Source organism: Longitalea arenae (assembly GCF_016924755.1).
Classification (GTDB): domain Bacteria; phylum Bacteroidota; class Bacteroidia; order Chitinophagales; family Chitinophagaceae; genus Niastella; species Niastella arenae.
Genome location: NZ_JAFFJX010000002.1, coordinates 609057 through 623466 on the forward strand (window position 1 = coordinate 609057; position 14410 = coordinate 623466).

General features: G+C 49.2%; 8 protein-coding genes and 1 riboswitch. Of the genes, 1 reads left to right on the forward strand and 7 read right to left on the reverse strand.

The features are described from left to right. Nucleotides 1-12: 12 nt before the first annotated feature. From JT717_RS07420 to JT717_RS07450, 7 genes are all read right to left on the reverse strand, one after another. Nucleotides 13-1032 carry a T9SS type A sorting domain-containing protein gene (locus JT717_RS07420; protein ID WP_205509564.1) on the reverse strand — a complete coding sequence of 340 codons (1020 nt, stop codon included), beginning with the start codon at nt 1030-1032 and terminating at the stop codon, nt 13-15. 639 nt (nt 1033-1671) lie between these two features. Continuing rightward, complete coding sequence (locus JT717_RS07425) at nt 1672-2685, reverse strand: ABC transporter ATP-binding protein (RefSeq protein WP_205509565.1); 1014 nt, start codon at nt 2683-2685, stop codon at nt 1672-1674. Beyond that, nucleotides 2685-3761, reverse strand: coding sequence for a FecCD family ABC transporter permease (locus JT717_RS07430; RefSeq protein ID WP_205509566.1), 1077 nt, complete (start codon nt 3759-3761; stop codon nt 2685-2687). The genes JT717_RS07425 and JT717_RS07430 overlap by 1 nt, the downstream gene beginning before the upstream one ends. Before the next feature lie 39 nt (nt 3762-3800). Continuing rightward, a complete protein-coding gene (locus JT717_RS07435; RefSeq protein WP_205509567.1) occupies nt 3801-5018 on the reverse strand; it encodes an ABC transporter substrate-binding protein in 1218 nt (405 codons plus the stop codon). 32 nt (nt 5019-5050) lie between these two features. Then, a riboswitch (cobalamin riboswitch) is annotated at nt 5051-5294 on the reverse strand. A gap of 79 nt (nt 5295-5373) precedes the next feature. Beyond that, nucleotides 5374-6843 (reverse strand): cobyric acid synthase, encoded by a 1470-nt coding sequence (locus JT717_RS07440; RefSeq protein WP_240347879.1) that lies wholly within the window; start codon nt 6841-6843, stop codon nt 5374-5376. Between the two features lie 172 nt (nt 6844-7015). Further along, entirely contained in the window at nt 7016-8239 is a 1224-nt protein-coding gene (locus JT717_RS07445; RefSeq protein WP_205509568.1) for a hypothetical protein, read from the reverse strand. 123 nt (nt 8240-8362) lie between these two features. Further along, complete coding sequence (locus tag JT717_RS07450) at nt 8363-12466, reverse strand: hybrid sensor histidine kinase/response regulator transcription factor (RefSeq protein ID WP_205509569.1); 4104 nt, start codon at nt 12464-12466, stop codon at nt 8363-8365. A gap of 357 nt (nt 12467-12823) precedes the next feature. Here JT717_RS07450 and JT717_RS07455 point away from each other — a divergent pair, with 357 nt between their 5' ends. Beyond that, complete coding sequence (locus JT717_RS07455) at nt 12824-14380, forward strand: fasciclin domain-containing protein (protein WP_205509570.1); 1557 nt, start codon at nt 12824-12826, stop codon at nt 14378-14380. Nucleotides 14381-14410 lie beyond the last annotated feature (30 nt).

Sequence of the window (14410 nt, forward strand, 5' to 3'; positions counted from 1 at the left end):
GTTGGCTACCCGCTAGCGCTTCAACAGGGGCTGGATATATCTTGTATTATCCTGGGTGATCATGGCTATATACTGACCGGCGGCAAGATCGCCCCAGTTATTTATGCCGAACTGGTTATTGCCTTCCTGCATGTACAGGGTTTGCTGTTTAACTATACTGCCTGCGAGATTGGCCAGTTGTAATAAGGCGGCACCTTTGCGGGCAGCGCGGAATTTTATTTTCACTGCGTTGTTAAAGAGAGAGGGAAATACGTTGAAAGCAGTCGCATTATTGGAATTGTTATTCCTGTCGGCCGGTATTACCCGCATTGTTAGTATAGAATGGGGATAGGTAAATTTTTTAAAATAGAGGCTGCGCAAGCGTTGGTCTGAAGTGTGATTCTCTTTATTATCGGCGCCTACCCGCACCACGATAGCGCTGATACTGGCACTTATCACCGAAAACATACAGTCTTTGGCAGTTGTGTCCACCCCATTGTAGGTGATGCCTCCTATATTTGTGCCTACCACCCGGTTGGCGGCAGGAAAGGTAAGCGCTATGGCCGAGCCCAGCATATTGAAATCTACATAACTGCTATTGGCCAGAAAAATTTCATCGAACTCATAAATATCACCGGCGATGCCGTCAATATCGATGGGGGTAATGGCAACTTCTGTTTGAACCATCGGGTTGGTGGTGCCGGCTGTTACAAACTGGATATTGAACTCAGCGTAGCCCCTGGACCGGGCCGGCAATGTAATGATCGGCTGGAATGCTTCGTCGAAACCGGAAGAAGTGCCATCGAGGGTATTGATGATGAGTCCGCCTGTAATGGCGGTAATAGTTACCAGCGCATCTACACCGCTTTGAACATTGGGGAAACGGTACTTCGCACCTACCTGGCGGTCAGTTCCCGTAATTTTTACCCCATTGCGGAAACTGTACCTGGCTTGCCCATGAGCGGCCATTGTGAAGAGGAGGAAAAGCAACGGCAGGATCAGCGGGAAAAAAATGATACGCAGGCCATTCGATTTCATATGTTGGTTTTTCATAGGTTACATAAATAGGATACGAATGGGATTCCTGTTGTGGAATGTTCCATTGCAAGGTTGTCGGAGGCTTATGGATTTTACCCTATGAAATTAATAACAGTAACGTGGGTGTAAAAATGAACTGCTTTCAAAAAGCATGTTTTATAAGAAAGTACTTAGAGCGGTAAAATAATCCTATTAACATCGTGCAGTACTTGATGTAAATCAAAAGAAGCGTAAGTTGAAGAATTTTTTTTGCAGTAAGAATGAATTGTATTAACTTAACATTAATAGGATAAGGTTTAATGGTTAATGGTATTTGATTAGTGGACCTCCCCTCCGGGGAGGTTTTTTTATTTGAATACCTTGCGCTTTTAGTATTCAGCATCGAGCATTATGCTTAGGCCTCCGGCTCCTGTTTTTTGAAACGCTTGTATAAAAACGGCTGCCATTTTTCTTCGGCTACCCCTGCTTTATCCATCTCGCTTTTGATACGTTGCACTTCTGTGCAAGTGGCCGTTATCAGTACCTGTCCCAGTGTTGTTCCTTTACCGTGTCTGTGGGTGCCTGCTGCGCCATAACAGCAGTGGCCGGCAGCGGAGCGGCCAGTAAAAATTGTTTCATGATCTAATACCTATATCATGTAGTTTGTGAAGGATGTTATTCCGGGGTAGTGCCATAGCGGTTGCGCAAGGCGTTCAGCAAAGCGGCTATAGTATCATAAGATATCTTCCTGTACACCCAAACCACAAGGTTTTCTTTGTTAACGATGTGAATGTTCTCTGCTGCATTTTCCGTAATGGTAAAACCTTCCCGCATCAAAGCTCTTTTCGTCCAGAACAGGGCGGCGCCTTCGCCGCTCAGACGGATCGTTTTTCCATTACCGTGGTGAATGGTAAAAGTACCGCTGTTCTTGTCGAACATAAATCCTTCCCGGTGAAAAGCCGCTTCAAAAGCGCCTGTCAACACAATATCTTCCGGGGCTCCCTGCGTAAATACGCCGTCATTGCGCAGCAGCCAAACCTGGTCGGCAGATTGCAGGGCAAGATCGAGATCATGGGTGGAAAGCAGGATTCCTTTGCCGGTTGTTTTTGCCAGCTGGTGAAGCAGGTGCATCAGTGATATACGGTTAGGCAGGTCAAGGTGTGCCGTCGGTTCATCGAGGATGATGAGCGGCGTGTCCTGCGCCAATGCTCTGGCCAGCATTACTTTTTGCGATTCGCCATCGCTCAGCTCGCTGAGTTTTCGATGCGCGAAACCCGTGGTGCCCGTAATGTCCATCGCCCAAGCTACTATCTTGTGATCCCCGGGCTGCATGGTGCCCAGCCAGTTGGTATAAGGAAAGCGGCCCAGGGCGATGATGGAGTACACATTCAGGTTGCCGGTGCGCACTTTTTCGGTGAGCACCATACTGAGGCGTTTGGCTCTTTCCAGTGGCTTCAGCCGGGTAATGTTCTTACCACCGGTTTCTACGGAGCCGGCGATTGCCGGCTGCAGACCGGCCAGGGTTCGGATGAGGGTGGATTTACCGGCGCCATTGGGGCCCAGCAAACAGATGAGCTCGCCGGCATGGATTTGCAGGTCAAGCGGTCCCGCAAGGGTCTTCTCTTCTTTTTTGCCCTTGCTATAACCGATGCACAAGCGGCCTGTTTTTAAGAGTGCTGTGTTATGCATCAGAAAGAATTTTTTAAGTTATTCCGGCTCATGATGATCCAGATGACGACCGGTGAGCCTACCAGTGCTGTGATCACATTGATAGGCAATACCGCATTACTACCCGGTAATTGCGCAATGATATCGCAGAGCAGCATTAAGGAAGTGCCCATTAAACAACAGGCAGGAATGAGCAGGCGATGGTCGGAGGTATTGAAGAGGGTGCGTGCCAGGTGGGGTACGGCGATCCCAATAAAAGCAATAGGGCCGCAAAACGCAGTGATGCTGCCTGCCAGCAAACTGGTGCTGCCAATGATGAGGAAACGGGCGCGGTTCACCGTTAGTCCCATCGTACTGGCATAGTGTTCCCCGAGTAATAAAGTGTCGAGCATTTTCGAGGAAGCAAAAGCGATGAGCAGGCCTGCAGCTACCACGATGCCGAGCAGGTAGAGCTGGTTGCCGGAAACACCACCCAGCGAACCGAAGGTCCATAACAAATAATCCTTCACCTGTTCAGGGGCGCTGAAGTATTGCCAGATGCTCACAATGGCCAGGGTAATATTGCCGATCATTACACCTACGATAAGCATGATCACATTATCTCTTATGCGGGCAGAAATGGCGATGATCAGGAACATGATCATCGCGGCGCCCAAAGAAGCGGCGAGCAGGATGAGTGAGCTTCCTGAAAAGCCCAGTTCTTTAATGGCATAGAGGGTGGTAATACTGCCGGCTGATAACATCACCAGGGCAACGCCTAAACTGGCGCCGGCCGTGATGCCCAGGATAGAGGGGCCGGCGAGCGGATTGCGGAAAAGCGTTTGCATTTGTAAACCGCTAACCGGTAACCCGCAGCCTACCATAACAGCTGTAATGGCCTTGGGGATGCGGATCTTCTCTATAATGTAGATCCATGCATCATTCTCCGCCTTTCCCGATACAATAATATCCCACACGGCGGGCAGGGGTATGGATACAGAGCCAAAAGCGATATCGGTGAAAAAAGCGATCAGCAGCAGCAGGAACAAAAGACCCAGCTTCAGCAGGGAAGCCGGCGTTGAGAATCGCGGGGTAGCAGGATGTATTGCTACATTCATTGTTTCTGTTTTTAACTGTGGCAAGGTGCTGGCCCCCGTTTATTGTAATTGTTGGTAATAATAGAGTTGGTGATCAGGCATTAATTCCGGGTGAAAGATCTTCACCAGGTCGGCCAGGATACGGGCCGGGTTTACAGCGCCGGATTCCCAATAGTCGTTGGCGCCAATGTCGTTGGTGCGTTTGTTGTTGTTGTACAGTGCGCCTTGCTGGTAGGCCCTGAACGCTGTATAACGGGGATCAGCAGCGGCAATTTCCGCTTTCGACTGCACCGTGCCCATGTTTATCCAGAAATCGGCGTTCAGTGCTACGGGCGCTACCGTCTCGAAATTAAGCGCCAGGCTGCCGGTGCTAATGACATCTGACCAATGGTACCGGGCGCCCGCATCTTCCAGGAAGCGGGTGAGGTAGCTGTCACCATCGGGCACATGCCATGTACCCTTGAATGGCATACCCACCACTACCGCGGGGTGCCGGCTGGCTTTGGCGCCCAGTTCTTTTAAACGGTTATATTCTTTTTCCATCGCTTCAAATTGCTCGTTCACGGTTTCTTCTTTATTCAACAGGGCGGCCATCAGCTTCACCCATTCTGAACGGCCCAGCGGATCCGTTTCCAGCCATTCGGCATTCATCATCACGGGAATGCCGGCGCTGGTCAATGGTTCGTAGCGGCTGAAAGGCGCTATAACACTGCCCATGGTCATTACCAGGTCGGGTTTCATGGCAATGATCATTTCATAATTCATTTCGCTGCCATTACCTACTTCAGCCACTTTGCCGGCTGCCAGGTTTTTACGCACCGTTGAACAGGTAACATATTTTGCTTCGGCCAGTCCTGCTATTACATCGGCAGAACCCATGAAATCGGCCATGCCTACGTGCATGGAAGAAGTGACCACTATCTTCTGAATGGGAATTTGTATTACCTGTGCATTGGCATAACCGGAAGGGGGCGGGGTGCCTCTCGGCACCAGCACATATTGCAGGGTGTCGGTTTTGTCGGAAAAGCGGTTGATGATCCTGACCAGCTTGTAGTGCTCGAAGTAATCTATCGTAAATCCTTTGGAGTGCACCAGTTTGGTTTTGGCCGCAGCAGCCGCTTCCTTTGATGCCGGAGACGCTGATCTGGCCGCCTGTTTACAGGAGCCAAGCCCTAAAAACCACATGCTGATGAGGAAAATGCCCAGTGAAGATAAACCGGTGGTAGATGGCCCAAAAAACTCTTTTCTGCCCTGGTGAAGGAGCCTGTTCTTTTTCATGTCTGCTCTTTGCCTTTCTGCCGAAAGCGGTGAGTAAATAAAGTTATAAGGCAGGTCTTCTGACTTGTTCACTGTTACAGACCTTCCCATTGATGCGGCTTTTTACCAGGATCAATAGTGGTATGCAGTTGCAACAGTCGCGAAACGGGGACTATGAAGGTGCTTCAGGTTTGCCGTTTCACGCATTTGAACTTACAGCAGCGGAGACTGTTCCGGACTTACACCGGATTCCCTATTAAAGCAGCAAATGCTGCTACCTTCGGCGGCGAAAGTAATAATAATTTTGTTTACATGGGATTTTTAAATGTAAGGATCATGTGACTGGCCGGTAATGTTTGCCATCGTTCGGCATCGTTTACATATTTTGGTAAACGAGGCTCATGTCAACATGCCCGCGAATCAGATTTGCGAGCTTATCATATTGGTCTTCTTTGTATTGGCGGTAATCGAAGGATGCTGCCGTAGTATCGGCGAATTTTGATAACAGGTCGTTCACTACAGCATCGTTATCCAGGATGCCATGCACATAAGTGCCCCAGCAGGTATCGGACAGATAACAGCCATCGGTGCTGCCATCGGAAAAACGGAGCAATCGTTCAGGGCCTGAACGGGTAAAAGATGTTTGTCCCATATGGATCTCATACCCTGTACAGGCAGCTGCATAGTGACGATAGGTAAAGCTTCTTTGCAGGGTTGTTTTTTCCTTTACAATAGTCGTATGTACGGGTAGCAGGCCCAGCCCGGCCACTTTAGCCGTATTGCTTTCAATGGCAAATGGGTCTTCGATGGTTTCGCCCATCATCTGGTAGCCGCCGCAAATGCCAATGACGGTTTTGCCGTTTTTATACGCTTCAATGATGGCGGCGGCAACCCCATTGTTCTTTAATACGATCAGGTCTTCAATGGTATTTTTACTGCCAGGCAAAATGATGATCTCGCTTTTTGCAATTTCTGCGGGATCAATGGTGTAGAATAAATGTACGGCCGGGTCTTTCTCCAGCCGGTCGAAGTCGGTAAAATTAGAGAGGCGATTGAGCAGAATGACTGCTATATTTATTTTGTTGGTCACTGTCCTGCGCTTCTTTAATTGCAGTTGAACCGAATCTTCTTCTTCAATAAAAATATCCCTGAAATAAGGCAGCACCCCTATGACCGGCACACCGCAGAGGTCTTCGATCATTTTCCGGCCGTCCTCGAAGAGGCGGCTGTCGCCCCGGAATTTATTGATGATAATGCCTTTGATGCAGGCTTTTTCCTCCGGTGTAAGCAACGCCATGGTGCCATAGAGGCTGGCGAATATACCGCCACGGTCAATATCGCCGATCAGGTAGGTGGCCGCATTGGCATGGATGGCCACCCGCATATTGGTTATGTCGCGCTGCTTTAGATTCAGCTCCGAGATGCTGCCGGCTCCTTCGATAACAACCGGTGTATAGCGGGCCGCTAATCTATCATATGCTTTCAATACTTCTGCAAACAATTCCTGGTTGTTATTGCCCATAAAATATTCCCAGGCCGATTGGGTGCCGATGGGCTTGCCATTGAGGATCACCTGCGCGTTTTTATCATTGGTAGGCTTTAGCAGCACAGGGTTCATATCGGTGTGACAGGGAATGCCGGCTGCTTCGGCCTGTACTGCCTGCGCCCTGCCTATTTCAAAACCTTCCGGTGTAGCATAGCTGTTGAGCGACATGTTCTGTCCTTTGAAAGGAGCCGGGTGGTAGCCATCCTGCTTCAATATCCTGCAGAAGCCGGCCGTAATGATGCTTTTGCCCACATCACTGGCTGTGCCCACAAACATTAAAGGGCGGAGCGGTGTATTCATCAGGCCGCAAATATAGGATTGGCCCGGGAATATACCAGTGTCGGAGACGCTCCCGTTTCCCGCAAACGCCTGCGGTTGTGGCGCTGCCAAACATCGCTTTCTATTAAAATGCACAGGGTGCATTGTCTTTCGACAAGCACCCTGTTCTTTTATTTGTAATGCATCATCGTCATCAATACGATACCAGTGTCGTTACGCTTGAAGCGGGCAGGTTGATGCCGAAGCTGCCGTTCGAGATGGTAAAGCTGTCGGCCGCAAGGTTTGCCGAACTGGTGGTCCGGTAGCGGTTAAAGCCGGCCACCGTAACGCCGCTGATGCTGAAGGTTTGATAGGTGATGGCGCTGTTCTGGTTGATGGCAACCACCACCACGCGCGATCCGCTCTTATAGGCAGTTACATAAACGCCGGGGGTGGGATTGGCGGTGCACGAGATCTTGGTATAACCGGGACGTATATATCTTGCATAATGCGCCATTACATAACCCAGCTTGGTAATATTGCTGTTCTCATCAATAGGGCCGTAAGACCGGCGGATATACCACCATACATACGCTGACCAGCCGGCATTCATGCAATCATGGATCTCTTTGGCTGCATTCATGGCATTCGGCCAGTCATTACCGCTGATAGAGGAATTGGTATAGTGTTCCGTCATCCAGACCGGTTTACCAATATTGCCCAGATTATAAGGCGTTTTGCCGTAAATATGTCCGCATACCGCCAATGTTTTGCTTTTGGCCGTAGCATTGCTCAGATACGTGTTAATGTAATTCTGATCCATATTAAAAGGTTCAGGCGCCATAATGGGCGCACCACAGTTGCTGCCTTCGGCCGCGACAAAAGCGGCCACTTCCGACGCTGTTAATTCCATCGATTCATAAGATACCCTGATGTTCGGTTCATTAATGGGGCTGATGGCCGTTACACCGCCTACCGTAGTGCAGAAGTTTCGCAAATGAGCGGCATAACTTGCATAATCGCTTGTTTTAAGTTTGCCACCGACCAGGTTGTTGTTATCCTTCATGGAAGCGGGGGCCGTCCAGGCAGAGGCGATGACACTGGCGCCAAAAGATTTCGCGGCATCGATGGTTGGTTTTTCCGCTGCAAAATCCGCTGCATTGGGCGATACACGCACCCGCAGGATACTCAAGCCAATACCACTGCCTGGCGAGAATGCTTTGGTTCGCTGATCCGCAGTGAGATCGGCTATCCATCCGCGAATGCTGGCGCCGCCAAAACCCTGCAGGGTCTGTTGAACGGTGCCGGCATTAATGACAGCTGTTGCTTCTGTTCCCGGCTGCCGGTTCGGTTCGTCGCTTGTCTGGTGGTTTGCTCTTTTGGTGCATGCGGTGACCAGCAGGGCCATCGCCAACAAATTGAAGACATTTTTTTTCATAGACAGTTTAATTTTTAATCGTTAGTTGTATCCTGTCTAAGTTAGCGATACTTCATAGAACGACAGGTGCTGTCAATATGCTGATCGTATCAAAATGTAGTCGGATCGTCTCAATTTGTTATGTTATTTCGGATTGCCGGCATTGCCTTTTCGCTTTTGTGCGATATATTCCGAAGGAAGCATATTATACTTTCCCTTGAAAGCCCTGGCAAAATAATTGGGCGTGGTGAACCCAACCTGGTAGGCGATCTCTGCGATGGTCATATTGCTTTTCTCCATCAGTGCCGCTGCTTTCGCAAGCCGGAACGAGCGGATGTACTCGACCGGTGATTCGCCGGTCAGTTGCAGGAGTTTTGAGTACAGGGTGCTGCGGCTCATGCCCACTTCTTTGCTTAATGCTTCAACCGATAGTTGGGAATTAGTGAGGTTTTTTTCCAGGTAGTTCACAATATCCTGTATAAGTTTTTCATCGGCCGATGTTATTTCAATTTCAGGCGTGGTTACTTTTATTTGTTTGCGGTAAGTGCTCTGCATGGTCTGCTGCAGATCGAGCAGGCTCTTGATCCTGGCATGCAGTACTTCCACATTGAAAGGTTTGGTAATATAGTCGTTGGCGCCGGTGCCCAGGCCCCGGATCTGTTGTTCTTCATCTGTCATTGCCGTAAGCAGGATCACCGGAATATGACTGGTCCTTTTGTCGCTCTTCAACTTTTTCACCAGTGCCATGCCATCCATCTCAGGCATGCTGATATCACTTACGATCAACTGGGGATGATTGGCCAGCGCCTGCTGCCAGCCTTCTTTTCCATTCACCGCTTCCAGCACTTTGTAACTGTTCCTGAGATTGTCTTTTAAATAAAAGCGGAAATCTTCATTGTCCTCTACCAGCAGGATAGATGATTTCAGGCCTGTGACTGTTTCGTTGGCAGCCAGGGGCGCCACCGTTTCATCCGGGGCGACCGGGAGCTGTGGCACAGCTTCGTTAATACCTAATACCGGAAATGGAATTTGTATCGAGAAGCTGCTTCCTCTGCCGGGTTCACTTTCTACGGTAATGGTGCCCCCATGCATTTTAATGAACTCTTTGGTGATCGACAGGCCAATGCCGGTGCCCTGGTTCAGGATATGGGCCGGCGAATTGTTTTGAATGAAGCGGTCGAAGATCTTTTCCTGTTCCGCTGCAGGGATGCCGATACCGGTATCCGTTACCTTAATACAGACCCATCGATCATTGGAAGCAGCCGGTTGATCTTTCAAGGCGCTTATTGAAACTCCAATGGCGCCATCGGCCAGGGTGAATTTAAAGGCATTGGAAAGCAGGTTGAATAAGATCCGTTCGATCTTGTCGCGATCGAACAAGGTGTTGAGCTGCGGAATAGCTGAATCAAAGGTGAAATGAATATGTTTTCTTTCCGAAAGGTCGCGGAAAGATTCGGTCACTTCCCTGATATAAGAGATCAATTCGCCTTTCGATAATTGCAGTTTCAGCTCATGTTCTTCCATTTTCCGGAAGTCAAGCAATTGGTTCACCAGGTTCAGCAGTCTGCGGGCATTGCGCCTGATCATCTGCAGCTTGTTGAGCCGGCCGGGTATATGTTCTTCAGCGATCAACTGTTCAACCGGGCCCATGATCAGCGAGATGGGCGTTCTGAAATCATGGCTGAGGTTGGTAAGAAATTTGATCTTTAAGCGGTCCAGTTCCTGTGCCCGTTGTACTTCCTGCCTTTCCTGTTCCAGCGCAAACTTTTTTCTGATCCTGCTAATGCCTTTATACCGGCTGTATAACAGCAGGCCGGCTATAACCAGGAAGTAAAAGATATAGGCATAGGTGGTAGCCCAGAAGGGCGGTTTTACATATATTTTTATAAGCGTTTCTTTCCTGCTCCAGATGCCGTCGTTATTGCTTGCTTTTACGCGGAAAGTATAATGTCCCGGATCGAGATTGGTATAAGAAGCCGTATTGAATGTGCCGGTATAGTTCCAGTCCTTATCAAAACCTTCCAGTTTATACGCATACTGGTTTTGTTTTGGAATGGTATAATTCAGGGCTACAAAACTCAGGGCGAAATTCTGTTTAAAGTCGAGCCTGATCTCCCTTGCTATTGAAATATGTTCTTTGATCGGCGAATCATCGCCCGCATTTACCGATTTGTTGGAGATCTTGAGGTCGGTTAACAATACGGTAGGAACATTGGGATTGACGGTTAAACGGGCAGGATCGAAATAATTGAATCCCTGCAGGCCACCGAAGTACAATTGTCCGTCAGCCGTGCGTACCCCGGATCCATGAACGAAGTTATTGGGTTGAACGCCATGCTGGCTGTTGAAGTTGCGAAAGGTTTTGGTGCGCTGATCGAAACAACATAAGCCGGTATTGGTAGAAAGCCAGATCCGCCCCTGCAGGTCTTCGAGGATCTGGTAAATGGTCATATTCTGCAGGCCATCTTTTTCCGAGAAATTGATAAACTGGTTTTTTGTTTTATCAAACAAACTCAGGCCGCCCCCGTAAGTGCCAACCCATAGTTTGCCCTCGCGGTCACATAAAAGCGATTCCACTTTATCGCTGGGTAAATGACTGTTGGCCTGGTTGTATAGCGACCAGCCGCGGGTAGCCGCATGATACAGCGCCAGTCCGGCCCCATGCGAGCCCACCCACATATTTCCATTCCTGTCTTCTGCAAAAGCACGGATATAGCCATTCACCGGTAAGCTCATTTCATCGCGGCCATTGGGATTGGGCGTGTACTTCGCGATCACTTTTTTATTCATCAACACGTTCACGCCATCGCCGTTGGTGCCTACCCAGATAGCGCCCTTGCTGTCTTCTTTTATACAAAAGATGAGATCGCTGTTCAGGTCCTGCGGCCTGGTTCCTTTCCTTAGATTTTCCATATGACCGGTGGCCTGGTCCCTGATAAATAGTCCCTGTGAATAAGAACCAATGTATAATTGTTTAGTACGGGTAAAATAGAGGCTGATGATCGGGATGGGCCTGTTGCCTTTTTGCGGGAAGGGAATACGCCGCATGGCTTCTGTTCGAGGATCGAACTCATAGAGCCCGTCATCATCGGTGCCTGCAAATACATGGCCATTGCTGCTTTCGGCCAGGGCGCTTACAATGGCTGCTTTATTGCTGTTCTCCTGGAATGTATTACTCAGTTTCACATTGAAGAGGTTCAGGTGCCGGTCATATTTATTAATGCCGCCCCGGAAAGTGCCAAACCAGTAAATACCCTCGCGGTCAATATAGGCGCATTTGATATCTTTTGTGGTAATGCTGTAGATATTATCAGGATCGGGAACGAAGGAGCTCACCTGCCTCGTGGCAGGATCCAGTTTGTGCAGGCCCGCATTGGTGCCGATCCATAACTGCCCCGCCGGGTCGGTCGCAATACAATTGATCTCATTATTGTTGAGCCCACTGGCCTGGGCACCGCTGTTCTTATAGCGTTCAAAACCGGTTAGGTCAGGCAGCAGGCGGTTCAATCCCTCGATGGTGCCAACCCAGATATTGCCGCTGCTGTCTTCTGCGATCGCTTTTACCAGTCCGTTGCTTAAGCTCGAAGCATCCGCGCTATTGTGGGTGAAGCGCCGAAAGGAGTTGGCACCTCTTCTATACAGGTACAGCCCGTAATCGGTTCCGATCCAGATCCGCTGTTTGCTGTCCTCAAATATGCAGGTAAGTGTTATTTTGACACGACTTCGGTCATGGGCTTTGCCGAGATCGAGGTGTTTGATATTTTTTGTTTGCGGATCCAGGATATGCAGGCCATCGTATTGGGCGATCCATAATTTGCCCTCGTAGTCGCATACAAGTCCACGGATCACCGCATTGGTGGAAAAACCGCCATGATTGTTACGGGCGGGAAAATTGGTAAAATTATCGGTACGGCGGTTATACAGGCTCAGGCCGCCGCCGCTGGTGCCGATCCAGAGATTGCCCGCTTTGTCTTCGCACAAAGCCAATACCTCATTCACCCGTAAGCTGTTGCTGTCACCGGCATTGTTGCGGTAGACGGTAAAATGAGTGCCGTCGAACTTGTTCAGTCCATCGTCGGTGGCGAACCACATCAGGCCGAGCCGGTCCTTCAGGATGGCGTTCACCGAATTGGATAACAGGCCGTCTTTGGAAGAAATGGAAGTAAAATGGATGGAAGCTTTCTGAGCAGCAGCTTCCCATAACAGGAAAGTACAAAGGCCAATAAGTACATATCTGATATATGACATACGCAAAGCAATCGGGCTGTTCACCAGGTCTGCCACAATTCTTTCTTGGTCGCCGGGAACTGCGGCACATGGCTGCACCTTTCACGAAGTTAAATGTTCGCAGGACAATTTAGTATACAAAACCGGCCTGCCGCATTCCGTCCTGAACATTTTTGACAGTAAAAGAAACATTTGTGCCATTCCCCGGCTTTCATTTTGGCGAATTTTACCCATGTACGATGGAAACCGCCGAATGCAGGGATCATTAAGGCATCATATATTAAAAACAGAATAATGTTTGATCCCGGCGATCACGGGTATTTCATGTACAGCCTATAGCCTAACCATCATTGCTTAACCAAACTAACTGATTGCTGAATGGCCAAATTGAATTTGGGTACAGGGAGGCCTGTGCCCATCCGAACGATCTTCTTCCTGCTCGTCTGTTTCACCATTGGTTGTAAGAAAGGGTTTAACGACTACTACGGTGACAAAAGTCCCAAAGGAGGATTCTTATTCGAAAAGATCCGGGACGATCCCCATTTTAGTATTTTTTCAAAAGCGCTTGAACGGGCCGGCCTGGTCCAGTACATCAGCCAGGGTGGGTTGTATACCGTTTTTGCGCCCACCGATGAAGCATTCCTGGCTTTCCTGAACAGGAACGGTTATGCTTCCGTGGATGATCTTCCGGTTGACAGGCTGTTCAGCATCCTGAGCTTCCACATTGTAAACAATATGTGGTATCACTACGACCTGAAAGTAAGGTTCGCTACCTACCAGCAAAAGCTCTATCTCACCAGGAACAAAAAATTTGTGAACATAGATGTTACGTCGGCAGACAGTATAAAAATAAACGGCGTGGCCGTCATCCATTCGTTGCGCGATATCGATGCGGCCAATGGTGTGATCCATGGCATCGGTGAGGTATTGCTGCCATTGCCCAACCTTGAAGAAGTATTACGTAACGACCCCGCACTGGCCAACAGTACTTTTTACCGGCTTATGCAACTGACTGCCGACAGCGCCTATGACCGTTTTAACAGCTACGACCGTGACCGGGATGGCCGCATGGATTCGGTATTCTTTAAAACCTATCCGCTGCTGAGCAATGTGTATACGTCTATAGAATTCCGGCAGAACACAGCGCCGGCCAACCAGGGTGGTGATCCGTTGTTCACTACTTTGTTGATCCCCACGAACCAGGTGCTCGATGCATTCATTGCACCGGCATTGGCCCGTATCGATAACAGCGTGCCTGATAAGATCGCTGCCTTGTCGCCTTCCTATGCCGAAGCCGTGCTGGAAGCCTATTTCATTGGCGATACCATTGTTACGGCCAATGAATTGATCAACCGCACGCGGGTACTGCGATCGGTGAACAGTGAAATAATACCCGTTACGCCTGATAATATTTTTATTCAGAAAAATATCGTGGCCAGTAACGGCACCATTCAACTGATCAATACGGTCTTCCCCGCTTCGCCGGCTTTACGAAGTGCGTTGGGACAAGCCATGCTCGATCCTGAACTAAGCAGTTTCATGGCTGCGATCCAGGCAGCGGGCCTTATGGGAAACCTGGCCACCACCACGCGCACGGGTACCTACCTGGCGCCTACGAATGCCGCCTTCCAGGAAATAGGACTCGATGTTAAAAAGAGAACACTGAATGGCGCCTTGCTCACTTCCACCCAATTCAACAATATCGTACGCCATCATATTATCAATGAAAATCTTGCCCCTGCCGGGCTAACAGGCACCAAGAACAGCGACCTGGGCAATACACAAACACTGGTGTTCAGTAATAATGGCACCAGGGTAATCAGTGCCGGCGGGGTAATAGCTGACATTCTGCAACCTGAGATCAGCAAGGGACCAGGCAATCCACCGGTCGGTTATGTATATAAGGTGAATAAGGTGCTGCTTCCGCTTCAATAAAAAGGATGAAGTAAACAATTCTAAAAAAGT

Coding starts and splice junctions, on each gene's coding strand:
- JT717_RS07440 (WP_240347879.1), bottom strand. CDS start 6,843: ATGAATACACCGCTCCGCCCTTTAATGTTTGTGGGCACAGCCAGTGAT.
- JT717_RS07425 (WP_205509565.1), bottom strand. CDS start 2,685: ATGCATAACACAGCACTCTTAAAAACAGGCCGCTTGTGCATCGGTTAT.
- JT717_RS07420 (WP_205509564.1), bottom strand. CDS start 1,032: ATGAAAAACCAACATATGAAATCGAATGGCCTGCGTATCATTTTTTTC.
- JT717_RS07445 (WP_205509568.1), bottom strand. CDS start 8,239: ATGAAAAAAAATGTCTTCAATTTGTTGGCGATGGCCCTGCTGGTCACC.
- JT717_RS07435 (WP_205509567.1), bottom strand. CDS start 5,018: ATGAAAAAGAACAGGCTCCTTCACCAGGGCAGAAAAGAGTTTTTTGGG.
- JT717_RS07450 (WP_205509569.1), bottom strand. CDS start 12,466: ATGTCATATATCAGATATGTACTTATTGGCCTTTGTACTTTCCTGTTA.
- JT717_RS07455 (WP_205509570.1), top strand. CDS start 12,824: ATGGCCAAATTGAATTTGGGTACAGGGAGGCCTGTGCCCATCCGAACG.
- JT717_RS07430 (WP_205509566.1), bottom strand. CDS start 3,761: ATGAATGTAGCAATACATCCTGCTACCCCGCGATTCTCAACGCCGGCT.